Below are 25,089 nucleotides of genomic sequence, written 5' to 3'. Positions count from 1 at the left end.
AGTCCTTCCGTGTTAGATATTTCTAACACGGCATGTTAAACAAACCTAACACCGGGGTCGGGAGCCCCCAGACACAGTACCGGGTTGTGCGAGCGCTCTTCCTCCTGCTAGTGATCGGGTTGTTGAACGCCGGGATCGGGTTCGAGTCGCCACCGCTGATCGCCCTCGGCGGGGTACTGTTCGTCGGCTTTCTGCCGGCGAGTCGCTGGGTGGGTACTCGACTCGGAATCGAGGAGAACGACGAGCGAGTGCGAACGCTGATCCAGACGGCGGCCAGTCGAGCGCTCTATGCCCTGTTCGCGATCGGATTCGGAGCCTACGTGCTCGGAGCGATGGTCGAAATGCAAGGGAGCCTGTCCGAACCGCTCAAGACGCTGGTCCAGCAGGGTGAGATCGTGTTCGTCTGGGTCGGCATGGCAGCGATCGTCTCGTCGATTGCCCACAAGGGATGGAACGTGGTCCGTGCCCGTCGACTGGTGGACTGAGATGGACTTCGAGACGACGATCAAGAAGTGTCGCGAAGACGCTGGCCTCACACAGGCCGAATTGGCAGACCGCGTCGGCGTGACCCGCCAGACGATCCTCTACGTCGAGAAGGGCGAGTACAACCCCTCCCTGGAACTGGCCTGGCGGATCGCCCGCGAGTTCGACGCTGAAATCGAGGACGTCTTCGAGTTGCCAAAGAAAGCAGCCGATCCCGCGTGATCATCGCCGAAAGAGTTTTTCGATTGTACAGACAATGTATGTACAGAACGATGGGGACCAAACGCGTCAACTTCCGCCTGCCCGAGGAGTTGGTCGAGAAGGCCGACGTCGCTGCCGAGGTGAGTCATACCGACCGGACCGATATTGTGATGGAAGCACTGCAGGAGTATCTGGCCGACGTCGAGGACGACGAGCGATTCCGTGAGGCAATCGTCGAGCTCTATCTGGACGACGAAATCGACTTCGACGTCTTGCAGGCCTTCGTCGGCCGGCAGGACGCCGAGTCAGTCCGTGCCTCGAAGTCGTTGCTGGACGACGGTGAGGAGTTGGCCGCCGATCTCGCAGCACTTGACGACGAGGCATGATCGTCGCGGACACGAGCGCGCTGGTTTCGCTTTCGACGATCGACCGGCTGGACCGCCTTCTCACGGGGTTCGACGTGCACACGACCGCAACCGTGGTCACAGAGCTCAAAGAGACGGCCGAATACGAGGACACCCACGCGACAGCCGCCCGAGCAGTACTCGACAGGCAGGATAACCTTGCCGTCCACCAGGTCGAGGAATCGATCGAATCCGCACGGATCGATGCGGGCGAAGGGAGCGTCGTCGTATTCGCCCGGAAACGGGACGCCGACTTTCTGCTGACCGACGACCTACGGGCGCTCCCCGAACTGCAGGCCGCCACTGAGGCCCGGGTCGCAATCTCGCCGATCGTATTGCGGGCGCTGCTCGATTGCGGCGTGCTTGACCGCGAGGACGCGCTGGCAGACGTCGAGCAACTTGCCACTGGAGAAGACTGGCTCGACGCGCCGATTTACCGGCGAGCGAGAAAACTGTTCGACGAGTAAGCGTCGGTCAACTATCTCCCCCCAGCGCTTGCCACACTCCTTGCATTTGAAGCGTTGTAACACCGTATACAATCGATAAAGCGGTTTGAAGAAGTTGGATGAGTGGGTGAGCGAGAAGAATTACGAGTTAGGCGATCTGGATGCTGTGAAACTGGAGAGTTTCTTGACTTGGATGGCTAACGGAGACGTGTCGAATCGTACTGCTTACGAGTACTTGACCGCGGTTCGCCTGTTCTTTGACTGGTACGAGAAACGCTCTGGTTTTGACGGGAATCCTGCGAGAGATGTTGACACGGATTGGATTGTGTCTTGTTTAGACGCCTAAATTCATGCGTTTGAGCGGTCGAGAGCTAGTTCGACGTTTCTGACGGCACATTTCAACACGAGCTCGCGGAACTGACCAAACCAGGTTCGAGCGCGCACGATCTCGCCGTATTTTCCACAGAGCGCGAAAAACGTCGATTCGATATTTGAGCGTTGGTGGTATGTTCTATCATCGAGAAAAAACATTGTTTGCGACGCCGTGCCAGCCGAACTCGCGGTGCTTGATGACCGGTTTAACGCCCTCTGAACAGAGTCTCCGACGAAGTATCTCCCAGTCGTAGCCTTTGTCTGCGGTCAAAATGCTCAGTTTTTCTAGGTTACGCATAAGTAGCTGCCACGCAATCTGTGTATCGTGCAGTTGTTTCATCGAACAATGTATATATAGAATTGCACTAGTTTTGCAGTCAATCAACCCGGTGGTTTTCACCGCTCTGAACGTATAAACGTGAATCCCTGATTTGAACCACAGCACACGGTCATCCATCTCCTCGAAGTCATCCGATGAGCAGTCCAATCGCTCGGACACGGCGACGATGAGTCTGTCGTCGACCTCGGCGTCCGCCTCGTCGGCGTCAGCCAGGTCGCCTGTCGACCGGGCGTCGCGCCACCGATTGCCAGGTCCGCTGGCGGGTCCGGGAAGATGACCTTCAGGACGCCATCGGCTTCATCGAGTGCGCCCGCTGGAAGCGACTAGCTGGCTACCAATCACAAAGGAGGTGTGGGCGACCCTACGACATGCCGCTTTGGGTGCCGGAGTCTGTAGTGGCGCTGCCACCCGTGGCCCCATCGCCGCTACTGACTTCGAAGTCCTCGAGGCGTGCCTGTAGCTGTTCAGCCTGCTCGGCGAGAGACTCGACGCTTGCTGTCACCTCAGTCATCGAAGAAGCCTGTTCTTCGGCGCTCGCGGAGACGGTTTCAGCCTCCGCAGCCGTCGACTGGCTGATTTCGGCCACGTCATCGAACATGGTAAGCACCTCTTCGGAACTTGCCGCCTGGTCGTCCATCGCCTCGCTAATTTCCTGCACACCGTCGTTGGTCGTCTCGATGTTTGCAACGACCTCCGTGAACGCCTCGGCTGTCTCCTCGACAGCGTCGACGGTCTCCTGAACCTGCGCGTCCGCAGTCTGGATTTCGTCGACGGTGACGGAAGTCTGGTGTTGCACCTCGTCGATCAACTGGGCCACGTCTTCGGCCGACTCCTGGGTCTCACTGGCCAGTTGCTTGACCTCATCTGCGACGACCGCAAAGCCGCTGCCGTCGGTCGCGCTGTCGCCAGCGCGTGCAGCCTCGATGTTGGCGTTCAGCGCCAGCATGTTCGTCTTCTCAGCGATGTCCGCGATGAGTTCGACGATTTCGTCGATTTCGGTCATCAACTCGTCGAGCGTCTCGACGTTCTCCACGGTGGCAACCATCGTCTCGCGGACGTCCTCGATGCCGGCAATCGCCTGCGTTGCTGTCTGTTCACCGTTCGAGGCGATGTCTTCGGTCTCCTGTGAGGTGGTAGCGACGGACTGGGTCGTCGAGGCGACTTCCTCGATGGTCGCCGAGAGGTTGTTCATCTCACCGGAAATTGTTTCGAGTCGGTCCCGCTGGTCGTCGGAACCAGTTGCGATTTCCTGAACGCTCTGGCTGATCTGTTCGCTTGCCCGCTTTGCTTCACGGGCCCCGGCACTGGCCTCCTCACTCCCGGCCGCGACCTGTTGGGAAAACGCCTGGATTTCCATCATGGCCGATTCGATATCGTCCAGCATGGTGTTGACCGATGACGCGATCTCGTACATCGCGTCGTTGTCGATATCCGTGTCCAGTCGCGCGGTGAGGTCGCCGTCCGCCGCGCGGGTGACGACAGACCCGAACTCCTCGGCCTGTCGTTCGAGGTTTTCGGCCAGCTGCTGGGCCTCCTCGCGGGACTGTTCGGCGTCTTCGCGGGCAGTTTCGACATCCTCGATGAACTGTTCGAGATCAGCACGCATCGTATCCAGAGAGGTGCCCAATCGGCCCGGGACATCCTCGTCGAGCACGGCGGCATCGAACCGCTGGTCCGAGATTGCATCGGCCTGGTCAGCGACAGTCGTGAGATACCGTGTGATGTCTCTGAACCCGGACCGAGCTTGTCCGACCTCGTCGATGCGCCCTTCGTCAGTGATGTCCTCGTCTAACTCGCCGCTGGCTACAGCGGTTGCCTGCTCCGAGAGTTCTTTGAGCGAGCGCACTGGTCCACGCCGAATCATGAGACCAAGCACCAGTAGCCCAAGAACTGACGTGAGGACGAGGGCAAACACAATGTTCTGGGCCTCGCGTTGGGCACTCAGTGCCGTCGATTTCGGAGCGGTCTTGACGACAACCCAGTTCGAGTCACCGCCGACCGCGCTGAACGCGACCAGCGAGTCGTTCGTCGTTAGCGTCCCCTCTGTATCCTCCTCGATGGCGCTCAATGTGGCGTTGGCCCCAGTCCCGTCGTACGGGGACAAGAGTGCATCCTCGTTTTTGTCGAACAACAGGTCGCCAGTCGTGCTACCGACGACTGAGGTCTCCGTGCCGTCGATAGAACTCCGGAATTTCTCGGCGCGCTCACCCGTCTCGATGACCATCACCAACGCATGGTCGGACTCCGGGACCGGCGAGAGCATGGCGATGGACGCCTTTCCCGATGCGGACGAGTACACCCAGGACTGGGTGACCTTCTGGGGGTCGTTGAACGTCAACTCACTGAACGGCTGTTCCATCGCCCACACGATTTCCGTATCGGTGATTTGGGTGTCCTCGGCCTCCTGCCGGGTGCTAGCCGTTATCTCTCCAGTCTCGTAGTTGACGTAGTGGAGTGTAACCACCTCGGACGGCAATTCGTCCATTTTCGCGGCCATCATCTCGCGGGCGTCAGCATCACTATCGGACGCCAACCCCCGGTGTTCGGACAGGGACTTCGTCGTCTGCCGTTGCGTGTCAATCCACTGTCTGACGCTATCGGCTTCCAGTTGGGCGTTGCCCAGCAGGGAACTCTCCTGTTGCTGAGTTACCTCCGCAGACACACGTGTCTGGGCATAGAATCCGACCGAAGCGACAACTATCAGAACGAGGAGTGCTGAAATCGCAAACTTGCGAGTGTAGCTTCGTCGGATTATCGTCGGTAAGTAGCGTTCGGATTTCATTGTCTTGTTTTCTTATAGGTGTCCAGTATGGAGGTACGGACTGCCTCTCGCCACAATCCACATGATGGTTATTCGTGAAGGTATACTTAATCCTGTGCACAGTGTTATCGTGTCTGATACTCACGGGAGTTACAGGCGACAAGATCGATGAGCTACTAGAAGAAGACGAAATCACAGTAGGCACAAGAAGCGATTCGTCGGCGGTGGTGAGCACAGAGATATGGCGGTTCTCTACACCGTCAACGGTCAGACTCACGGAAACGAAGGTGCAACCTTCTTAACTAACCGATGTGAGGAACCCAGACTTGGAACAGACACTCTCGTTCTTGTCGATTGTTCTGACTTAGCTGGGACAGATCTGGTTGATCTCTTTCAACCGACTCGTGACAGAGTGATACGCTCTGAGATCGCAAATGCCTTCCGTGAAGGAACAGAGGATGCCATCGAAAACGACGAATGGCTCATTGAGGAGAAGGAACGTTGGCGTCAGAAATTAGCAAGTGACGAATCTGGCGAAATCTTGGACGAATTTCTACAGAGCATTCTGGAAGAAGATCCCGACCTCCAGAGATTCTTCGAGAGCGGTGACAAAGCGACTGCCGACGTGCCTGCTGAAGAAGAGGCTCCGTACAACCCGCCAGAGGTTCCAGACACGTTCGAGATCATCTAGACGTACGACCCGAGCGGAGACCACGAATTCCATGACACTGACAAGGACGGACGGTATTCTCTGGAAGTCCCTGTCAACCGTACTCGACAAGTCCGCTTCTACCTGAACGCTCCGAACGATTACCTCACTGATGATGGACAGGGAGAGGTGAGGATTCGTCCCACTACTGACGCAGTGAAGTGGACGAATCTGAATAAAGGAGTTCTAACTGTTGGAATCACAGTACCAAATGACTACAACAAAGGCGACGTTCTCACCCTAACATTGAACGTTTCCAGACCAGACGATGACGCTCTATCTCAACGGGTCAACGTAGAGTTTGTAGAGGAGCAAGAAACAAAGACCCGAAGCGGAGACCCGCCTGAGCCGACAGGATACGCTGGTCTAAGCTTACCAAACATCAACAGAGTCAAAGAAGATTGGGGTGACCACAAGTTCGATGAACACGATAGTGTGAGAATTGCCACGGCTGGAGACAGTATTAGCGACATGGATATCTACGTCAACATGCACGCAGCGGCAATCCGACGAGTCCTTCAGAACAGGAATCTCAGAGAGCTCGTGCACATTCGTTCAAGAACGCTACGTTGTTTCAGTTGCTCTGTACAGCGTTGCGATGTACGTCAAGTTCCAAGAGAAGTATGAAGAAGATGACTTGATGGAGTTCGCCTCTCCAGAAGAGTTAGTGGCTTCATCGATGCGTGGAATGGGTCAAGTCCTACTGCACTCGATTGCCCCGAAACAACTGCTCTCAGAATGCTAACCGAGATTCTGGAGCTCCTGCATCGTCTGTCTTCCCCTCTCGTTCTCTTCCTCGTACAATGTGCCGTCTGAGAAATCCTGGAACTTTTCTTCTGCTTCTTCCAACACTTCCCCTTCCAGTTTGTGTAGGAATTCAATATCTGGTGGAATCTCTCATCCATATGTATCTTGTTGTGGCACGACCGACAAACTGTGACCGTCTCTTCAGGGAACTAGCTCACGTGGTGATGTATCGTATCGTCCCAGTCAAGCGGGTCTTCGAAGGCTTCACAGAATCTACTCGGTAGTGCCTCTTGTTCACACTCAACTGAACAGTAGTTCTCGTTCTCACGGATGTCCGTACCACAGACACGGCAGTAGCCATCTGGGAAACCAAGCGGATCAGAGAGCGTATCGTCGTCAGTACTGAGTGGCGACCCAAGTCCAGCGTAGAAACTCAGGCGAAGCAGTATCTGATGATCCAACAACCGTTCCCCTTCCTCCTTGAGCATCCGTCGCTTAGCCCAGTCAGGCACCGTGAGGTCGATATTCCAGTAGAACAGGGGTGAGTATCCTCCCAGATTTTCACTTCCCGAGTCCCTCGAATATCCAAAAAGAACGTCACATCACCGAATTTCGGGAAGTAGAAGAGATTTGGTTTGTTTCGTGACTCCTGATAGCCAATCTTCATCAAGCGGACGCCGTATTCGTAGAGCTCGTCGTACACGTGCGTGTAGATCTCGTTGCCGAATTTGTCCTCTGGTTTCATCACCTCACCAACTATGGTGCACGTTAACACAAGTTGACTCATGAATTTCACTCACAGATGCTACTGCTGTGGATGTTGCCACGCCACGAATCGAAAATAGGCTCAGTTACTTGCTCTGAGTAGGCTGAGAGTCTGTTGAGCCGTTTGACGCTTTTGAGGGATATTTGAGAGGTGAGTATATACAGTTTCATCGGTTATTCCCAACCAGTCAGCAACCTGCTTGTGAGAATGCTCACTCGTGAGCCACCAAACCTCGTGCTCACGCACGGTTAGTGGAGTGTCGTCAAGAGGTGTTATAGTAGAATCTGGAAGTCTTCGTCGAGGCCACGGATGGAAACAGGTGAAGTCTGTCGGTTTTTTTTGGAATAAGGCCGAAAGATGTGAGTAGAAACTTCTGGAGATTACTATATCTGAGCATTCAGTCGAGCAATCGCAGGTCGGAGGTCGTCGAAAGATTCCTCGGTTTCAGGCTCACCATCCACGAATCGTCCGAGAGAGATCTCATCTGAGGACAGAGTGAATCCTGTCTCACAACGTCTATGCGATCCCATTGGTTGTTGTGATACTGGTTTTACCGCGGACTTGGGGATCCAAATGTAAAGCCTATAACCACCAACTGTATAGGTTATGTGTAACATGCAATTTTGCGACGAATGCGGCTCGATGATGAAAAAGCAAGACCGGATGATGGTCTGTGCCAGCTGTGGATGCGAGGCGGAGCAAGAGGGCGATGCGTCTGATTTCGTGACGACAACTGAACAGACAGGTGATGAATTAATCGAGACTGAGGAAGACGCAAACTTCGAGGGGAAGCCAACGGATGATAGCGTAACCTGTGATGACTGTGGAAACGGCGAAGCGTGGTACACGATCAAGCAAACTGGATCTGCTGATGAGCCACCAACTCGATTCTTCAAATGTACTGATTGCGGGAATCGGTGGAGAGACTACAACTGAGAATCGTTGTCGAGTCCAGAGTCAACGGTTTCAAACAGAGATTCGAATTCTCAAATAGCGATAGAAATTCCGATTTTTGATTACAATTATGCTACACTCTTGCGTTTCTGGCACTTGAAAAACCGCGTCGGCGGTTCATCCGCCGCACCGGTCTGTTTGATCGTGTACCAGGCTTCGCCGTGGCCACACTCGTCACAAACCACGTCGTCAGCGGTGGGTTTCCCCTCGAAGTTGGCGTCTTCCTCGGTCTCGATGACGTCGTCGTCGCTCTGATCTTCCGTCGAGACGAACGACTCGGCCAGTTCCTGATCTTTGGGCTCGCGATAGCCACAGCTCTGACAGATCATCTCGTCGCCGTCAGCGTGCATCATCGAACCACACTCGTCGCAGAACTGCATTGATACGCAGACGGACGGGCCAGGGGGCCAAAAGTCACTCGTCTGTCCCTACTCGGACTCGTAATCGGCCAATTCCTCGCGTTCGGCGACGATCGGACAGTCGGCCACCCGGACGGTCTCGCTGTCGACGAACTCGATGATGTCCGTGCCCTCGTTCGAACAGGCGACCTCGGGCGGGTCGGAGAAGTAGTCACACTGCTCACAGTAGCTGTGTTTCGACACCTCGGCGAAGCGTCGCTGGCCCTGTTTTTCGGTCTCCGGTTCGGCTTCGCTCCGGGAGAGGGTCTCCCACATCTCGGAGTCCTGTTCGGCGTCGACAGGTTCGCTACGCTCGCCCAGTTGCTCGAACGGATCGGCCTCGCGGCGATCGACGCCGAACCGATCGAACGGGTCGTCGATTCCACGCTCGACGACCGGTTCTTCCTCGACGCTGTCGCCTGCATCCGGCTGGTGATCGACGTCCGCAGGGGTGGAGTCAGTCCGATCGTCTTCGTATCCGAAGTCGTCGAACCGGGCCGCCTCGGCATCGCGGTCGCGGTCCTGTCGATCAGCAAGGTCGGCGAACGGATCGTCCGGACGATCCTCGACGTCGATCCGGTCGAACGGATCGTCCTCGCTGGCGTCAACCGCATCGAATGGGGTCTCGTCGCTGTTCTCGTCGTCTTCGTCACTCATCGCCAGTCACCTTGTCCTGTCGCCGAAACATCGCCATCTCGGGCGTCTCTGTCGTCTCCGGCCTCGATCTGGGACGCGGTGACCAGCGCGGGTTTACTGAAAAAGCCACTCGCCGGTTCGACGTTGGTCACCGCGGCGTTGCAGTGCGGACAAGCGGGCCGAGTCATCAGGCTAATTTCAACAGCATTGCCACAGTTCTGACAGACCGCCCGGCTAACGTCGTGTCCGGCCGCAGCGGCTTTGAGCCGTTCGAGCGTGTCGGTTCCCCGCTGGTCGCGTTCGTCCCGGAGATCGCTGATCGCCCAGCCAACCGTCCGGAGTTTCTCCTCGGCGTCTGTGAGTCGTTGTTCGCGGGCCTCGACCGAGTCAGTGAGATCCTCGACGGCCGATTCCAGCGCTGCCAACTCGTTCGCGTCGGGAGCCGCGTCGATCTCCGCCTCCAGAGCGGCCACCTCGGCTTCGATATCAGCCAGACGGTCGTCGATCGTCTCCAGTCGATCAAAGGCGTCGTGGGCGTGGTCAGCTGATGCCTTCCCGTCGGTCTCGCGTTTGACCTGGACGACCCGCTCGCGAACGTCTTCGAGTTTCGACTGGAAATTCCGTTCAACGGCCCCAATGCGTTCCTCGACGGCTTCGCTATCTGCGAAACGCTCGCTAACTGCCGCGGCGACGTCGTCGGCGATTTCGGGCTGTCGCTGTTCGAGGACCTCAGCCACGACGGCTTCGATCCGCTCGCGGTCGACGGAACTGACTCCAACGTCCGCGGGGGTGTCACCATCGTGGTCTGCAGTCTGCCGGTAGGCCGCCACGAGCTGTTCGAGCACCACGTCGCGGTCGATGTCGAGTTCAGCGGCTCGCTCGTCGAGCCACTCGACCAGGTCCGCGGGTAACGAGGCCGTCGAGTCCTGCGAATCCGTCGACTCCCTTCCCATCATCGGCAGTTCTCCGAGCGGACAGTTAAGGGTTTGCCACGCGTTCCCAGGATCGATACTGACGGCCGGGCCGACGGTTAGCGGATCTTCCGGATGTCCGAGATGTCAAAGCCGTCGTCGTCGATCTCGGTCTCGAAGCGAACGATGTTCTCGTCTTCGAGCTGTGAAAGCACGCCCCGGAACTGCTTGACGACGAGCGTCCGGGCGCGGGTGCTGCCGCCGCTCTCCCACTCGAAGCGCATGGTCCCGTTGACGGCGTCGACCAGCTGGCCGAGTCGCTCTGGTGAGATCGTCTCGTGATTGATGTGGGCAAGAATGAGTCCATCCCAGCGGTGGGCTGCCTTTTGGAGGCCCTTGAGGACGTAATTGATGTCCGACCAGGAGATGTCCTCGTCGTTTGCGGCGACGAGATCCGTCAGTGAGTCGATCACGACGAGATTATCGGCCGCATTGTCGGTCATCAGGTCGCCAAAGGCCGACAGCAACCCTTCCCGGTCAGTCCGCGATCGGAGATCGGTCACGCTCGGCGTGCGTTCGGCGTACCACTCCCGGGGAAGTGGACTGGCATGAAAGAAGTCCGTCGAGAGGTCGTGGAACGTGATCGCGTCGGCAGCGCCCTCGACGATATCCGTCTCGAGGGTCTGTGAGAGTTCCCAGCGGAACTGTGACTCCCCAGCAGTAAAGGAGACGTAGTGGATTTCCTCAGGGAGCGTCGCGTTTGCCGCGAGATCGCCGTAATAGAGGTCGTGGAGTTCCGCCTCGCCCCTCGCGAGGCCGTTCATCGTTGCGGCAGTGTACATGAACTCGCGTGCGCCGGCCCCCGATTCGCCAGATAGCAAGACGACCGTCCCGCGGGGTGCCCCGCCGTCGATCAGCGAATCCAGTTGCTGGATACCCAAGGGGATGCGCTCCATATCCCACGGTCACGGCCAGTCCGCTTGTGTGTTACGCCGATCGGGGGCACTCGTGACGTTTGCAGCCACCGGTGGCTTCTAACCCACCGCGGGCCAACCCCGGGTATGGACGCAACGCAATTCATCGATCGGATTCGTACGGACAACGACACCGCCCTCTCGCGACTGGGCTCCTCGAAAGCCCTCTACGCCGACACTGACGGGGACATGGACGACGACACGGTCCTCGCGGCGGCCGCCGACGCCGAACACCACGCTGCCGTTACCTATCAGCAGTGGGCCGACAGCGAGGACACCGACGCGGTCGCCGACGCCTTCGCGGAAACGGCCGCCGAAGAACGGGATCACTACGAGCGCGTGTCCGGGAAACTCGACGAGCACGAACCGGGCGAGACCGTGCCCGCGATCCAACAATATCTCCGTGATCTGGACGACACTGTCGAGCGCCTGGGTGGGTTTGTCGGCCGAACGATCGCCGCCGAGAAGTCAAAAGAGCAGTTCACGGGCTACTTCGTCGGCGAGGCCGATCCCCAGACGGCACAGCTGTTCCGGGACGTCGGCGGGGATCTCGACCCGCAACTGGAGCGGGCTAGCGAATTACTCGAATCGGTCTGTGAAGAGGACGCGGAAGAAGAATGGGAGCGAGCGGCCGAGGCCGCGAGTGGTGCGATCCAAGAAGCCTACGACGCCTATACCGAATCCCTGGAGTCGATGGGCGTCAACCCGAAGCCGGTCTGTTGAGGAGCGTAGTGATACCTGTTAACGGTCAGGCACGGACGTTTTCCGAATCGATCGCAGACTGAGTGAGCGGAAGATCGATGTCGATGGCGTCGTACCACACCGACGGACGTTTGGCGTTACCGTCGTCGATCAACTCAACAAGATGTAGGTCAGCGAGTTCCTGCAGGTTCCGGTGGACCTGACTGACGTCGCGATCGACGAGACGTGCCGTTTCGCGGATGCTCGACGGTTCGTGCTGGACGATCGTCCGGAGGAGTGTGAGGGTTTTTGGCCGGGTTACCTGATGGATGTCCGCCGGATCATGATAGACGACTTCGAGGTGTGAGTCCGGTGACTCGCCCCGATCGAGGGCGTCCAATGCATCTTCGAGGGCCTCGTCGTCGCCCTCACGGAACCGAACGTGTAGCGTGCGAACGGAATGATATTCCTCGTTACCAGTCGTGACCATGTTTTATCACCTCTGACTTGAATCGCTCGTACAGCGCCCGCAATCCCTCGAACTCGATCGCTTCGACAGTGCCGTCAGCCCGATGCTTGTGGTGGCGGCCGACCTCGGGATGATCGGGGAAGTTGTCGTATCGAATGATCGTTTCCCCGGCCGCATTGCCGTACTGCATCGCGTACTTGACGCCGTCGGGATAGCGCTCGGATTCCGGAACCTCGTACGCGGAGATCTCCGCGTACCGGTCGCCGAAATCCTTGGTGACGTCGACGAGCAACTTTGTTTCCTCGTCGCCGGCCATGACCGTTGTTACCCACCACAACAGGTTAAACGTTGTCGTCCTCACGATACGGCCAGCGGTTCCATGGGGTCGATGGGCGTCAACCCGAAGCCGGTCTGTTGATCGGACGCCAAAGACCGACCACGGTCCGGCATCCGGAAACCCTGGCGGCTCGTCTCAGCTCTCACAGAGTGTGAGCACGCATTCTTTTGTCAACTGAGCCCGATATCTGAATATGACCGCACTCATCTACGGGGCCTACGGGTACACGGGCGAACTCATCGCCCGGGAAGCAGTCGATCGAGGCCTCGACGTCGTCCTCGCCGGGCGCAACGGGACGAAGACCCGCGGACTCGCCTTCCAGTTGGGTGTCGACTCCTGCGTCTTCCCCCTCAAGGACGCCCGGAGCCATCTCGATGGGATCGACACTGTCCTCAACTGTGCCGGCCCCTTCAGCAAAACCGCCGACCCGATGGTCGAGGCCTGTCTGGCAACCGGGACGCACTATCTCGACATCACTGGCGAGATCCCCGTCTTCGAGGCACTGGCAGAGCGCGACCGGGACGCCGAAGAGGCGGACGTCTGTCTCCTTCCGGGGATCGGCTTCGACGTCGTTCCGACTGACTGTCTGGCCGCTCATCTCCACGACAGACTGCCGAGTGCGACGCAACTCAGACTGGGGATAGACACGCCGGGATCGGTCTCCGGAGGGACGCTGGCGACTGCCCTCGACCAGGTTGATGCAGGCGGGATGATTCGGAGGGGAGGGGCACTCAAGTCGGAACCCCCGGGATCGAGAACGCGACCCATCGACTTCGGAACGGGGCCGACACACGCTGTCAGCGCGCCGATGGGTGACGTCTCGACGGCATACTATTCGACCGGCATCGAGACCATCGAGGTGTATCTGACCGCCCCCGAGTACGCCGAGTACCTGCTCCGGACGAGTTCCTATGTGTCACCGCTGCTGGCGATCCCCACGGTAAAGCGTGGGTTGCAGGCACTCGCCCGGGCGCTCGTCACCGGGCCGTCCGAGCGCGTACGGCAACGCGATCGGGTCTCCGTCTGGGGAGAGGCGACTGATGGCGACCGAACCGTCACGTCGCGACTGGAAACACCCGAAACGTACGCGTTGACGATCGATGCAGCGACAACGGCGCTCGAACGGATTGGCTCGGACACGGACCTGACCGGCTACCAGACGCCGGCAACGGCCTTCGGTCCTGCATACGTCCTCGATCTGGACGGCGTCGAGGAATTCGTCGACGAGTGACCGCTCGACGGGTGGGTGAACCAGCCCCTCGTTTTATTCGCCCACGGCGTATCTCGTGTGTATGGCGACGAACGACGGGGACGACGTCTCCCCGGCCGAGGGAATGGCCTATAAGGCGAAAATGGCCCTGGGGTCGATGGCCCGTCAGCGCCCGTCGATCCGGCGACTACTGGCGAACCGACGCCAGGAGTTCACCGAGGCACACGCGATATTGCCGTCGGACGCTACCACGGACGAGCAACTGACGCTTACACTCCAGGCCTGGGATCAATGTGAACGCCTGGTCGACGACTTCCGAGGGACCTTCGTGGTCGAGTCGACCGACGACGCGGCGACCCGTCCCGACCAGATTACGTTTCCGGCGCGCAACGGCGGACTCACGACCGTCGACGGCATTGCATTCGAAACCCCTGGGATCCAGTACCTCACGTTCACCCATGACGGGACCGGGGAACGGTTCGTCTCGAACCCCGTGCGCGTCACCGAGGGCGACCCGGATCGGCGACTGTTCTGGGGTGACCTCCACCTGCACTCGCAGTTCTCCGATGGCTGTGGGTCGCCCGGGCAAGGATTGCGCTTTGGCCGTGACGTGATGGATCTGGACGTGGTCGCCTACGCCGATCACGATACGATGGGGTTTTTCATCCCGCCACGGCTCCAGCGCCGCCGGATGGAACGGCAGTATTTCCCACGAATGAAAGAAATCGTCCGGGAGTTCACCGACGAAGGCCAATTTCTGCCCTTACTGGGGTACGAGTGGACCCAACAGCCCACCGTTGGCGGGCACGTCAACGTCTACTTCGACTGTATCGAGGAGGCCGAACTGTTCGACTCGATCAGCGAGGAGAGCGACACCTACGAGAAACTGTTCGATCGCTTGCGGGAGTTCAACGACCGGGGCGAGGGTCGAGCGGTCGCTGCGCCCCACCATACGGCTGAATCTTCCTACCCCTTCGATTTCGACGCCACTGACTACGACGACGAAGTGGCCCCACTGGTGGAGATCTACTCCCAGTGGGGCAACAGCGAACGCCCGGCCTGGGAGGGCAACGACCACCCCATCGAGATGGGCCATGGCGAGGCCGAGCGCCCGGGCCACCACGTCCAGGACGCCCTGGAGATGGGGCATCAGGTCGGACTCATGGCCTCGGCGGACTACCACGACGCCCGGCCAGGCCACTCGCTGTTACACGCCGACGCCCACCTCCCCTCCCTGAAAGAGTGGCGCGAGAAGGGGCTCGGCTGGGGACTGATCTGGCGGATCTGGAACGAACCGAGCTACCCCGGCGGGCTCGTGGGCATCTATGCGTCAGAACTCACCCGGGAAACGGTCTTCGAGAGCCTTCGCGACCGGCAGGTCTACGGGACAAGCCAGCCCCATCGTATTCGCGTCGAATTCGAGATCAACGACACGCATGTCGCCGATTCGGACAGTACCGTCACCGTCGAGGGCGAAACAGCCGAGCTGCAGGTGTCTATCACGGCGGCCGGAACAGCCCCAATCGAACGCGTGACGATCGTCAAGAACAACGAGGATTGGCGCGTCTTCGAGGGGACGGCCAATCCGGAGGCCGATCTCGATACTTACACCGTCGAGGCGTCCTGGATCGACGAGATGCCGATCACGGGGATGACCTGGGACGAGGCTCGCGGGACAGACGCCGATGTCTACTACGTTCGCCTGAAACAGGCCGACGACGGCATGGCGTGGGCGGGGCCGATCTGGGTCGAGAATGACGATAGCTGACGCCGACACGATTGTATCCGGGCCCTCACGAGCGGCGGCGACAGTGGTCGCAAGCGAACCCGTAAAAGTCTTCCAGCCCGAATTGGATGTACTGTGAGCGACACCGGCGGCCCCCTCTCGCCAGACCGTCCCGACGGCGAAACGACGAAGAAGAACTATGCTGAGGTGTTCTCATCAAGGAGTCGGAGTAGCAGATTCACCGTGTGAATGGCGTCACGAGCGTAGTCTTCATCCACGTCTTCAACGAATCGGTGACTTACAGGATTCCGGAGAGCTTGGAATGCACCCCGATAGAGGAACATCACCCCATCCTGTTCTCCTTCCGTTTGACCAAACGACAGTGGCCCTTCATCTGCATTGAACGCTTCAAGCATTAGCTTCGCTCCGCTGAGTCCTTGAGGGAATCCACCCTTGTCCCGAACCCGACCTTCAAGCACGGTGAAAGCTGTTCTAACCGCGCTTTGGTAATGGCCCGATTCATATTCAGATAGACACCGTTCCGCGAGTTCATCATCAAGCACAGATGCATCAACCTCCGCGAATTGGTCGGCTTCATCTTCCCAGGGATACGGATCACCACACTCATGACAATGTTCGGGCGGGTCGGGGCCACCCACTGACGCTACCCCTTCCACAAGGTATTTTCCCCTGATTGGCTCACCACACTCAGGACATTTGTGGATAGTATCAGCACCACATTGATCACAAGCGGACTGCCGAAATTCAGGATTTTCAACATAGGAATGAGTGATTTTGTGGCCATTCATACAAACCTGCATTACGTCATAAGTTCCCATAGCTTGAAATCAAATGGCACGGTAATGTGGTTTATGTTGGAAAAACAGGTTAGTGAACTATGACCAAACAGCCTGAATCTGGCGAACTCCTTGTTGGAGCGTACCTGAGGCTAATAGAAGAGTGCGAGTTGGTGATGTATAATCAGCGTACTCAGGCTGAAGGCGACCAATCGGAAATTGACGTGATAGGGGTAGATAATACAGATGAAGGGGAACAAGCGGTCTACACCTGCGAAGTTGTGACCCACCTGAATGGGCTGCATTATTCCGGGACACCTGATACCGACAGGTGGGCTGAATACGGCAATAGTGACTATCAACATTCCTTAGAGCGCCTTTGGCGGAAATTCAATTCAGACTGGAACTACGTGACTGAACTCTTTGACTCCGCTGATTCCTATGTGTTTCAACTATGGAGTCCGATTGTCCCCGGAAATTCTGATGAGGAATATTTGCTGGGCGGACTGAACGCCTTGGAATCCGAGTTTGAGGAAGAGACGAGGATGGAAATGGAGTTGGTCATCAACGAGTGCTATACTGAGAAGATGGAAAAACTTCGAGAGAAGGCATCTGAGACGGAGAAAGACTACGGTGAGCTTGGATTCCGCATCCTACAGATTCTTGAGCATCTGCGGTAGGGGTATCATCCCATCTTATCAAACATGTCACGCCGGTCTTCAACCGGTATGTAGAAGTAGATTCTTAGCCTACCCTTGGTGAGTGGAAAACCCATCAGCGAATATCTGATACCCTGAGCTAACCGTCCGGTGTACTGGATTGTTCAAGATAGTCGTGAGAAGAGTCACATTTTGGACAGCGTTTCCATCCTTCATGACGCGGTTTGAATTCATGACTACAGCTATCGCAGGTGATCCCGACCGTGGTTGTAGCTGAACCCGTCATTTCTGATTTCTCCCTGTCTGCCCACGTTATGGGGAGTCGCTTTGAGACGTGTTTTGAAGTGTAATCTGAGTATGTGTGCGAGAGTTCTTTGGAATCGACTTCTGCGATCACCCCCAGCCCACAGACAAATGCTTCTTTGATTTCCGTCTTGTCGGCTTCCTTTCTCATAGCATACTGCCGCCAATCATGGGCGTACCTGTTCCGAACAGAGGCCATTATCCGTAGGGAATCTTTCATGTCTTCAGTTATCAAATTCTCTCCCCGATAGACACAAGCGACACACAACTCCCAATTGAGAAAATTCCCCTCACTATCTTTCCATTTCCCCATCTTCATTTTGAAAAGAGTCTCAAGAAACGCTGATTGGCGAAGAACAGCGGTATCATACCGTGATTCTTTCGCGAGCGATTTTTGTTTTAGAATCTCGTACCGAAACATCGGAAGGTACGGCCCCTCTACAATAGTGGTTTCCTCAGCGAGAATCTGAAAGATAATATACTCAAACTGATATATGGTCTGAATGTGTTCCTGTCTGTTGAAGGAATATGGATACTTCATAATCTTCACAATCCTCTCAGGTGTCACTTCTTCACCAAAGAACCCTCCCTTGATTAGCCATTTACTTGCCTGTGTTCGCTCTTCATCGGAGGGTCTGCGATAGCCAATAGCGATTTCAAAATACTCCCTACAAAGCTGTATGAAGCTATCTTTATCATCCACACGACGCAGAAAATTCCCCGCATCAGTGTGGATACTCTCATCCTGCATAGTTAGTAACTTGAATCCAATCCACTCAGTAATTCCGGCGTTGAGGTGGAGAGTCCTTTCTTCAACCCACACTCTGTGAACCAACACACACCTTCGCCTCTTCCGGTTTGTTAATATAAACTCCAGGATAATTTCCATAGGGTGCGTTTCATGTACCGTTTAACCTCCAAGCGAACCGGTAAAAGCCCTCCAGCCTGAATTGGGCATACTGTGAGCGACACCGGCGGCCCCCTCTCGCCCGACCGCCCCGGCGCCGAAAGCGAATTCCGCGTCGAGGCACCGTTTGACCCGGCTGGCGACCAGCCCGACGCCATCGAGCAACTCGCCGAGGGCTATCGGTCGGGGATGGACAAACAGACCTTGCTCGGCGTGACAGGTTCGGGCAAGACCAACACCGTCTCGTGGGTGCTCGAAGAGATCCAGCAGCCGGCGCTGGTCATCGCCCACAACAAGACACTGGCGGCCCAACTCTACGAAGAGTTCCGCGAGTTGTTCCCCGACAACGCCGTCGAATATTTCGTCTCCTACTACGATTACTACCAGCCCGAGGCCTACGTCGAGCAGACCGACAAGTACATCGAGAAAGACGCCTCGATCAACGACGAGATCGATCGGCTACGGCACTCGGCGACCCGGTCGCTGCTGACTCGCGACGACGTGATCGTCGTCGCGTCGGTCTCGGCCATCTACGGCCTCGGTGATCCCAGAAACTACATCGACATGTCCCTGCGGTTGGAGCGTGGCCAAGAGATCGACCGCGACGAGTTGCTGGCCCAACTCGTCGACCTCAACTACGAGCGCAACGACGTTGATTTTACGCAGGGGACGTTCCGCGTTCGCGGGGACACCGTCGAGATTTACCCGATGTACGGTCGCTACGCCCTCCGCGTGGAGTTCTGGGGCGAGGAGATCGACCGCATCTCGAAGCTCGACCCCCTGGAAGGGGAACTGAAGAGCGAGGAACCGGCCGCCCTGATCCACCCCGCAGAGCACTACTCGATTCCAGAGCAGCGCCTCGAAAACGCAATCGGAGAGATCGAAGAACTGCTGGACCAGCGCGTCAGCTACTTCGAGCGCCAGGGCGATCTGGTGGCCGCCCAGCGCATCGAGGAGCGGACCACCTTCGATCTTGAGATGCTCGAAGAGACGGGGTACTGTTCGGGCATCGAGAACTACTCCGTTCACCTCTCGGACCGGGAATCGGGTGAAGCTCCCTACACGCTGCTGGATTACTTCCCCGATGACTTCCTGACGGTCGTCGACGAGTCCCACCAGACGATTCCCCAGATTCGGGGCCAGTACGCGGGCGATAAGTCCCGGAAAGACTCCCTGGTGGAGAACGGCTTTCGCCTGCCGACGGCCTACGATAATCGCCCGCTGACATTCGAGGAGTTCGAGGAAAAAACGGACCAGACGCTGTACGTGAGTGCGACGCCGGGCGACTACGAACGCGAGGAAAGCGACCAAGTGGTCGAGCAGATCGTTCGCCCGACCTATCTCGTCGATCCTGAGATCGAGATTAGCCCGGCGGAGTCCCAGGTCGACGACCTCATGGATCGCCTCGATTCGCTGCCCGACGACGAGCGGGCCCTGGTGACGACGCTGACCAAACGGATGGCCGAGGACCTCACGGAGTACCTCGAAGAAGCCGGCGTCGCCGTCGAGTACATGCACGACGAGACCGACACCCTCGAACGGCACGAACTCGTCCGGGGGCTGCGGGCCGGCGAGTTCGACGTCCTCGTCGGGATCAACCTCCTCCGGGAGGGGTTGGACATTCCGGAGGTGAGCCTCGTCGCTATTTTGGACGCAGATCAGGAGGGATTCCTGCGGAGCGAGACAACCCTTGTCCAGACGATGGGCCGGGCCGCCCGGAACGTCAACGGGAACGTCGTGCTCTACGCCGACGATCCCAGCGATGCGATGGAAGCGGCGATCGAGGAAACCAAGCGGCGGCGACAGATTCAGCGGGAATACAACGAGGAACACGGCCACGAACCGACGACCATCGAGAAGGCCATCGGCGAGACGAATCTGCCCGGGAGCAAGACCGACACCGACGGCTCTGCGACGACCGATCCCGAAGATGAGGAGGCGGCGGCACGGCTGATCGAGGAGCTCGAAGACCGGATGCAGGACGCGGCGGACAATTTGGAGTTCGAACTCGCGGCCGACATCCGGGATCGCATCCGGGAGTTGCGCGAGGAATACGACCTCGGCGGGCCCGACGGGCCTGGTGCGGACGGCGTGCCGGCCCCCGAGCGCTGATCGTGCGTGGGCAGCGCCGAGTCCCACCCGAGCCAGAGTAGCGGTCTTTTTGTGGCTCTCGCCAGAGACGAGACGTATGACAGCCCATCGCTGGTCGCGCCGGGCCGTGTTGGCGAGTCTGACGGCCGCCGTCGCCGGTTGCACGGGCACGGAGGGGCCAGCCGAGACGACGGACCCGCCGCCAGCGACGACCAACGATCGGCCGACCCGAAGTGACGAGGAGTCTCCGGCCACGACGACGGACGATCCCCCATCCGAAACTGACCGCGCCGAGACGACCACGACCAGCGCCGACATCGACCGACAGACGGACGTGCCGTTCAGGGAAACGCCCGAGCGGACGCTCGAACTTGATCTTTACTCGCCCCCGGGCGGTGCTGAGAGACCATTCGTGATCTTCGCCCACGGCGGGGGCTGGATCGGCGGCGACAAGGGGTACCGACCGATGTTCGACGAGCTGGTCGATGCCGGGTTCGTCGTCGCGGACGTCCAATACCGGCTGGCCCAGGAGAAACAGTATCCCGCGGCCGTCCGGGACGTCGTCGCGGCCGTGAAGTGGCTCCGGGCCAACGCCGACGCCCACGGAATCGACCCGGAACGTGGCGCGCTAGCGGGGTACTCCGCCGGGGCACACCTCGCGGCACTCGTCGCTGTCGCCCCGGATCACGAGTCGTTCCAGCCCGCCGCCTTTCATCCGGACGTTCCGGTCGCCGTCGACGCGCTGGTGGGCTACAGTGGCCCCTACGACTTCACCGAATCCGGTACCGGGGACAATCCACTGGTCGCCGCGTTCTTCGGCCCCGAGGCGGACGCACAAACGCTCCGGGAGGGATCACCGGTCACGCACGTCGACGGCGGTGATCCGCCGGCATTGCTGGTCCACGGAACGGCGGACGGCGTCGTTCCGTATCGCTCGACGGAGGTCCTCGCCGACGCTTACCGGGACGCAGGCGTGACGGTCGAAGTACTCACCGGCGACGACGCCGGGCACGGCATGATCGACAACCCGGACTGGCGTGAGCAGACGCTCCCGAAACAGCGACGATTCCTGACCGAGCACCTCGACGGCAACGGTTCAGAATGACAGATTGGGGCCCCTCCGGGCTAGCCAGTGTTGACGGTATGGGGCGCGTAGCTGGCGGTATCACTCGCCAGATTCGAGTCGATACCCCTCGTTGTCCGGCGAGACGACGCGAACCGTGCCGTCGACGCCGGCCGCGTCAAGTGCCTCGACGGCCGCCTCACGGACACTATCGCTCCGCTCTGCCCCCGTGATCGCGTAGACCGTCGGGCCCCAGGAGGACTGGGTGACGCCGTCGACCGCGGGCACCCCCGAGAGGTGCTCGATCAACTGGCCTGCGGGCGGTCGGTAGACACCACCCTGTTCGTCGGCGTACCAGGCACCGTTGAGGCGACCCAGGCGCGAGATCGCTGCCCCGAACGTGGCCCGGTCGCCTTCAGCGATCGCGGGGAGCAAGCGCTGGGTCAGCAACGGAGCAATCTCGTCGGCGATCCCGGGATCGGCCCGTTCGACAGCGGTTCGCATGCTTTCGTCCTCGCGTTCGTCACTCCGACCCGTCTCACCCGCCGGCGTGACGAGGACGAACCGCCACGTCTCGGGCACGTCGTGGCGAGCGACGACCGGCGGCGTCGTCCAGGCTCCCGTCTCGGGCGGGCTGTGGGTGAAGCGCTCGGTCGGGTGGCCGCCGTCGATCACGAACCCACCATCGAGAAAGGTAGCGATCCCGACGCCGCTACGGCCGCCACGACCGAGTGCCGGGGCCCGGTCCCGAACGGCCGATTCCCGATCGTACGCGTCGGCGATCGCGACCAGCGCGGCGAGCGCGAGGCGCGTCCCGCTCCCGAGGCCGGTGTGACGGTCGAAGCGCTGGCTGACCGTGATCGCTGCGCCCGGAACGTCCAGGGCCTCGATCGCCCTGCGTGCGTATGGTTCGACCGCCCTATCGGAGCAGACGAGGGTTTCGGCGCGATCGGCGTCGAGGACGAGTCGGGGCTCGTCGATCGCGAGACCGATCCCCCCGTAGAGTCGATCGCGCGCGAGCGAAAGGTTCTGAAAGCCGGCATGGAGGCGTGGGCCGACTGAAACTCCCGTCATTGTCGGTCGTTGGGCAGGAGGTGTCTTGAAGACTGGCACCGAACGAGTGGCGGTGTGTAGTGAAGCGTAAAAAGTGAGACGGTGTGAGTAGATGGTGTTCTATGCCAGAAATCACACGCCTCAGTGGCAATAGCGACTGGATTGAGTTAGATTTCTGGAGTGCGAGCGGACATCGCGCCGAAGATTCTCTGGGTCCGCGAGCACGAACCTGCAGTCTTTGCCGAGACGGAGCTGATCCTGTTGCCGAAGGCTTTTCAGCATCCCCGAAACCGGAGGTTTCCGAGGGCACGGGCCATGCCATTAGTCTGTCTGCGTTGCTCGCATGCCGCTTCAGGAACGTTTCTGACGTCCCGAGAACCGTACGTTCTCGTGGGCACAGAAGACGCGCCGCGTCTTGCGAACGGTGTTAGGTCGGCGTGTCTCTCGAATGTGCAGAAGAACGCGGCCTATCGGTGTCAGAAGCATACACAACGGTGTTAGAAGCGGGACTCGACACGTTGGAGACTCAAGACCAGCAGTAACGTGACAATTTCTCACCAGATCTTGTGCGATTCACTCCCACCCTGTTTACCCCTCGGTTCCGACAGAGCGTCGGGACACTCGTCTCTCACGGGCGGGGTTCTCTCGCTGAATCAGGCTGGCTCGTAGCGAGTTCGAGAATCGAGTAGGGGAAACGAATTTGTGGCACTGAGCCATTGGCGTCCACACAGTGATACCCAGATCGTCCCGGGCGGCGACACCAGTTATCGGGAATATTTTGCTGGTCGCCATCGTGGTGATACTCGCCGCGACAGTCTCGGTGTTTGCGCTTGGGTTTGCCGACGACAGTACCCAACCCGGCCCGATCGTCGGGCAATCAAGCGGCGAGCTCATTTCTGACCAACCGACCGGTAAACGTACTGATCAAATCGTTCGACTTACCCACATTGCGGGCGATGATTTAGACGTATCCAAGTTGGAAATCGCTGTGGATGCAACGGATGCCTGTGGGAAGCAATCCCGGATTGTGAATCTCCCGACAAACACTCTTGGGTCAGCAAATTATGACGGCGACAATATATTCGACTACTATAGCCCGGACGGAGGAGAACTTGATACGAGTGCAGATGGTATTTGGAGTGCTGGCGAAACTGCTACTTTTCGAATTAAGAGCGGCGGATGTAAACTCAATAGCGGAGATACGATCACTGTTCGAGTTGTCCATACGCCGACGAACGCGGTCGTGATCGAACAAACATTGTCCGCAACATAGGCGAGCGCGAATCCCGACAGTACGGGTTTGATAACAAGATGACGCACAAGTCGTCTAAGCCGGTGGAAAATTGTGAACCACGACGGGGCTGCTCGTTTCGCTACGCTCCACACCCTGATTCAAATCCCCATGGCTTTCGCTGCTCACGTTCGTTCGCTCGTAGAAGAGCCGGTGGGGGGATTTGAACCCCCGGCCTAATCCTTACGAAGGATTCGCTCTAGCCAGTCTGAGCTACACCGGCAGACTCGCACTGCTCGTCTGCCGAGGATCGCAGTTCCTTCGGAACTGCTCACCACCGGCACGCTTCGTTCCTCGCGCCCCGAGCCTTGCCTCACTGCGTTCGGGTAGGCACTGGCGTGTAATACCTGATAGTGGACAAGACCGCAATAAGGATTGCGAATCCGAATCCCTTAGCGAGATAGTCGCACGTCCAGCACCACGTTCAACTCGTGGGGCGCGTACGACCGGACGGTCCGCCGAGTCTCGACCGCGACATCGTACTCATCGCCGGCAGCCTCCCGGATCGCTCGCTCGCCCGGCCCGAAGGGGTCGTCCTCGTGCTGGATGTCGTAGTAGTGGACGACGCAGTCATCGCTCGCCAACTCGACAGCCGTTTCCAGAAATTCGTCGGCGCTGTGGGGCAGATTCATCACGAGCCGATCGGCCCAGTTCCCGTAGTCGGCTACCACCTCGCGCACGTCACCCTCGATCGTCGTAACTCGATTCTCGACGCCGTTGCGCCGGGCGTTCTCTCGGAGGTACTCGATCGCGTCGGGATTGACGTCGACGCCGACACACGTCGCGCCGCGGTCGGCGAATGGGATCACGAAGGGGCCGACGCCGGCGAACATATCGAAGGCTTGCTCGCCCGCCGTAACCTGCTTGGCAACGCGATGGCGCTCGGTGGCCAGGCGTGGCGAGAAATACATGTCCGCAAGATCGACCGCGAAGTCACAGCCGTACTCTCGGTGGATCGCCTCGGTGCCGTCGCCAGCCAAAATATCCCACTCGCGGACACGCTGCTCGCCTTTGACCTTCGAGGCTCGGTTGAGCACCGTCTCGGCCGGCAGGTCCGAGGCCATGATCGCTTCGGCGATGTCCCGGGTGCGATCGGCGTCATCTTCGTCGAGGATGACGACTTCACCCAGTCGTTCGTAGCTGGGTTCGAACCCCAGCACGTCGGCAGGCATCGTCTGCGTGTGCCGTGCGGGAACGTCTCGCTGGACCACGGTGCACGCCGACGGGACTGCAGTCGGGTCGGTCACAGGGATGTAGATCGAGCCTTCCTCGACAGTGATCTCGTGGCCTTTGGCGATGACGTCCCGGTCGGCAAGGATGGTGCGGGTTTTCTCGCCATCTTCACGCGGGACGCGAACACACGGGACAGTCATACGTCAAGTCAGTGCCTATTCGCGGTA

Annotated in this window: 26 protein-coding genes, 1 tRNA gene and 1 pseudogene; 13 read left to right on the top strand and 15 right to left on the bottom strand. The window is 58.8% G+C overall.

Annotation, left to right across the window (positions count from 1 at the left end):
• Positions 1–32: 32 nt before the first annotated feature.
• The 4 genes from HZR20_RS11610 to HZR20_RS11595 are packed head-to-tail and all read left to right on the top strand — an operon-like array spanning position 33 to position 1,555.
• On the top strand, positions 33–485 hold the full coding sequence (locus tag HZR20_RS11610) for a hypothetical protein (protein ID WP_181686908.1): 453 nt from the start codon (positions 33–35) through the stop codon (positions 483–485).
• A 1-nt stretch (position 486) separates the two neighbouring features.
• Complete coding sequence (locus tag HZR20_RS11605) at positions 487–705, top strand: helix-turn-helix transcriptional regulator (protein WP_181686907.1); 219 nt, start codon at positions 487–489, stop codon at positions 703–705.
• Positions 706–755: 50 nt separating this feature from the next.
• Positions 756–1,070, top strand: a complete 315-nt coding sequence (locus tag HZR20_RS11600; protein WP_181686955.1) for a ribbon-helix-helix protein, CopG family — start codon at positions 756–758, stop codon at positions 1,068–1,070.
• A complete protein-coding gene (locus tag HZR20_RS11595; RefSeq protein WP_181686906.1) occupies positions 1,067–1,555 on the top strand; it encodes a hypothetical protein in 489 nt (162 codons plus the stop codon). The genes HZR20_RS11600 and HZR20_RS11595 overlap by 4 nt, the downstream gene beginning before the upstream one ends.
• Before the next feature lie 327 nt (positions 1,556–1,882).
• On the opposite strand, the pseudogene HZR20_RS11590 reads toward HZR20_RS11595, so the two are convergent.
• Both HZR20_RS11590 and HZR20_RS11585 read right to left on the bottom strand, forming a co-directional pair.
• Positions 1,883–2,321 (bottom strand): annotated as a pseudogene (locus tag HZR20_RS11590) (transposase); the annotation flags it as partial.
• Positions 2,322–2,607: 286 nt separating this feature from the next.
• A complete protein-coding gene (locus tag HZR20_RS11585) occupies positions 2,608–4,908 on the bottom strand; it encodes a methyl-accepting chemotaxis protein (protein WP_181686905.1) in 2,301 nt (766 codons plus the stop codon).
• Between the two features lie 340 nt (positions 4,909–5,248).
• Between HZR20_RS11585 and HZR20_RS11580 the strand changes: the two genes are divergently transcribed.
• Positions 5,249–5,698 carry a hypothetical protein gene (locus HZR20_RS11580; protein ID WP_181686904.1) on the top strand — a complete coding sequence of 150 codons (450 nt, stop codon included), beginning with the start codon at positions 5,249–5,251 and terminating at the stop codon, positions 5,696–5,698.
• A gap of 1,198 nt (positions 5,699–6,896) precedes the next feature.
• Here HZR20_RS11580 and HZR20_RS11575 read toward each other — a convergent pair.
• Both HZR20_RS11575 and HZR20_RS14830 read right to left on the bottom strand, forming a co-directional pair.
• A complete protein-coding gene (locus HZR20_RS11575) occupies positions 6,897–7,208 on the bottom strand; it encodes a hypothetical protein (protein ID WP_181686903.1) in 312 nt (103 codons plus the stop codon).
• 102 nt (positions 7,209–7,310) lie between these two features.
• Positions 7,311–7,475: a helix-turn-helix transcriptional regulator gene (locus HZR20_RS14830; RefSeq protein WP_181686902.1), complete on the bottom strand. Its 165-nt coding sequence runs from the start codon at positions 7,473–7,475 to the stop codon at positions 7,311–7,313.
• A 369-nt stretch (positions 7,476–7,844) separates the two neighbouring features.
• Here HZR20_RS14830 and HZR20_RS11565 point away from each other — a divergent pair, with 369 nt between their 5' ends.
• Positions 7,845–8,165, top strand: coding sequence for a transcription factor S (locus HZR20_RS11565; RefSeq protein WP_181686901.1), 321 nt, complete (start codon positions 7,845–7,847; stop codon positions 8,163–8,165).
• A gap of 86 nt (positions 8,166–8,251) precedes the next feature.
• Here the strand turns inward: HZR20_RS11565 and HZR20_RS11560 are convergent, their stop codons facing one another.
• The 4 genes from HZR20_RS11560 to HZR20_RS11545 all read right to left on the bottom strand — a co-directional run bounded on the left by HZR20_RS11560 (position 8,252) and on the right by HZR20_RS11545 (position 11,084).
• The gene (locus tag HZR20_RS11560) at positions 8,252–8,563 is read right to left on the bottom strand and encodes an RPA12/RPB9/RPC11 RNA polymerase family protein (RefSeq protein WP_181686900.1); all 312 of its coding nucleotides are present in this window, start codon (positions 8,561–8,563) and stop codon (positions 8,252–8,254) included.
• A 48-nt stretch (positions 8,564–8,611) separates the two neighbouring features.
• Positions 8,612–9,238, bottom strand: coding sequence for a hypothetical protein (locus tag HZR20_RS11555; protein WP_181686899.1), 627 nt, complete (start codon positions 9,236–9,238; stop codon positions 8,612–8,614).
• Positions 9,235–10,170, bottom strand: coding sequence for a hypothetical protein (locus tag HZR20_RS11550; RefSeq protein WP_181686898.1), 936 nt, complete (start codon positions 10,168–10,170; stop codon positions 9,235–9,237). The genes HZR20_RS11555 and HZR20_RS11550 overlap by 4 nt, the downstream gene beginning before the upstream one ends.
• A gap of 77 nt (positions 10,171–10,247) precedes the next feature.
• Positions 10,248–11,084 (bottom strand): RAD55 family ATPase, encoded by an 837-nt coding sequence (locus tag HZR20_RS11545; RefSeq protein ID WP_181686897.1) that lies wholly within the window; start codon positions 11,082–11,084, stop codon positions 10,248–10,250.
• A 105-nt stretch (positions 11,085–11,189) separates the two neighbouring features.
• Between HZR20_RS11545 and HZR20_RS11540 the strand changes: the two genes are divergently transcribed.
• On the top strand, positions 11,190–11,825 hold the full coding sequence (locus HZR20_RS11540; RefSeq protein ID WP_181686896.1) for a rubrerythrin family protein: 636 nt from the start codon (positions 11,190–11,192) through the stop codon (positions 11,823–11,825).
• Positions 11,826–11,850: 25 nt separating this feature from the next.
• On the opposite strand, the gene HZR20_RS11535 is transcribed toward HZR20_RS11540, so the two are convergent.
• Together HZR20_RS11535 and HZR20_RS11530 are read right to left on the bottom strand one after the other, a co-directional pair.
• Complete coding sequence (locus HZR20_RS11535) at positions 11,851–12,273, bottom strand: HVO_A0114 family putative DNA-binding protein (RefSeq protein WP_181686895.1); 423 nt, start codon at positions 12,271–12,273, stop codon at positions 11,851–11,853.
• The gene (locus HZR20_RS11530) at positions 12,257–12,568 is read right to left on the bottom strand and encodes a toxin-antitoxin system TumE family protein (protein ID WP_181686894.1); all 312 of its coding nucleotides are present in this window, start codon (positions 12,566–12,568) and stop codon (positions 12,257–12,259) included. Before HZR20_RS11530 ends, HZR20_RS11535 begins: the two co-directional genes overlap by 17 nt.
• 214 nt (positions 12,569–12,782) lie before the next feature.
• Here HZR20_RS11530 and HZR20_RS11525 point away from each other — a divergent pair, with 214 nt between their 5' ends.
• The gene (locus tag HZR20_RS11525) at positions 12,783–13,820 is read left to right on the top strand and encodes a saccharopine dehydrogenase family protein (RefSeq protein WP_181686893.1); all 1,038 of its coding nucleotides are present in this window, start codon (positions 12,783–12,785) and stop codon (positions 13,818–13,820) included.
• 61 nt (positions 13,821–13,881) lie between these two features.
• Positions 13,882–15,567: a DUF3604 domain-containing protein gene (locus HZR20_RS11520; RefSeq protein ID WP_181686892.1), complete on the top strand. Its 1,686-nt coding sequence runs from the start codon at positions 13,882–13,884 to the stop codon at positions 15,565–15,567.
• 155 nt (positions 15,568–15,722) lie between these two features.
• On the opposite strand, the gene HZR20_RS11515 is transcribed toward HZR20_RS11520, so the two are convergent.
• A complete protein-coding gene (locus HZR20_RS11515; RefSeq protein ID WP_220132763.1) occupies positions 15,723–16,364 on the bottom strand; it encodes a TIGR02391 family protein in 642 nt (213 codons plus the stop codon).
• Between the two features lie 59 nt (positions 16,365–16,423).
• Between HZR20_RS11515 and HZR20_RS11510 the strand changes: the two genes are divergently transcribed.
• Entirely contained in the window at positions 16,424–17,002 is a 579-nt protein-coding gene (locus HZR20_RS11510; protein WP_181686890.1) for a hypothetical protein, read from the top strand.
• Positions 17,003–17,120: 118 nt separating this feature from the next.
• Here HZR20_RS11510 and HZR20_RS11505 read toward each other — a convergent pair whose 3' ends face one another.
• Complete coding sequence (locus tag HZR20_RS11505; protein WP_181686889.1) at positions 17,121–18,173, bottom strand: hypothetical protein; 1,053 nt, start codon at positions 18,171–18,173, stop codon at positions 17,121–17,123.
• A 72-nt stretch (positions 18,174–18,245) separates the two neighbouring features.
• Here HZR20_RS11505 and uvrB point away from each other — a divergent pair, with 72 nt between their 5' ends.
• Complete coding sequence (uvrB, locus tag HZR20_RS11500) at positions 18,246–20,303, top strand: excinuclease ABC subunit UvrB (protein ID WP_181686888.1); 2,058 nt, start codon at positions 18,246–18,248, stop codon at positions 20,301–20,303.
• 76 nt (positions 20,304–20,379) lie between these two features.
• Entirely contained in the window at positions 20,380–21,387 is a 1,008-nt protein-coding gene (locus HZR20_RS11495) for an alpha/beta hydrolase (protein ID WP_181686887.1), read from the top strand.
• A 60-nt stretch (positions 21,388–21,447) separates the two neighbouring features.
• Here HZR20_RS11495 and HZR20_RS11490 read toward each other — a convergent pair whose 3' ends face one another.
• Complete coding sequence (locus tag HZR20_RS11490) at positions 21,448–22,419, bottom strand: beta-ribofuranosylaminobenzene 5'-phosphate synthase family protein (RefSeq protein ID WP_181686886.1); 972 nt, start codon at positions 22,417–22,419, stop codon at positions 21,448–21,450.
• 709 nt (positions 22,420–23,128) lie between these two features.
• On the opposite strand from HZR20_RS11490, the gene HZR20_RS11485 reads away from it, so the two are divergent.
• Positions 23,129–23,671: a type IV pilin gene (locus tag HZR20_RS11485; protein WP_309484930.1), complete on the top strand. Its 543-nt coding sequence runs from the start codon at positions 23,129–23,131 to the stop codon at positions 23,669–23,671.
• 166 nt (positions 23,672–23,837) lie between these two features.
• On the opposite strand, the gene HZR20_RS11480 is transcribed toward HZR20_RS11485, so the two are convergent.
• Together HZR20_RS11480 and HZR20_RS11475 are read right to left on the bottom strand one after the other, a co-directional pair.
• A tRNA-Thr gene (locus tag HZR20_RS11480) sits at positions 23,838–23,912 on the bottom strand.
• A gap of 169 nt (positions 23,913–24,081) precedes the next feature.
• On the bottom strand, positions 24,082–25,062 hold the full coding sequence (locus HZR20_RS11475; RefSeq protein ID WP_181686885.1) for a class I SAM-dependent methyltransferase: 981 nt from the start codon (positions 25,060–25,062) through the stop codon (positions 24,082–24,084).
• Positions 25,063–25,089 lie beyond the last annotated feature (27 nt).

The organism is Halorhabdus salina (assembly GCF_013839425.1).
GTDB lineage: Archaea > Halobacteriota > Halobacteria > Halobacteriales > Haloarculaceae > Halorhabdus > Halorhabdus salina.
The sequence above is the reverse complement of the archived record's forward strand: the minus strand, read 5'-3'. Positions and strand labels throughout refer to the sequence as shown.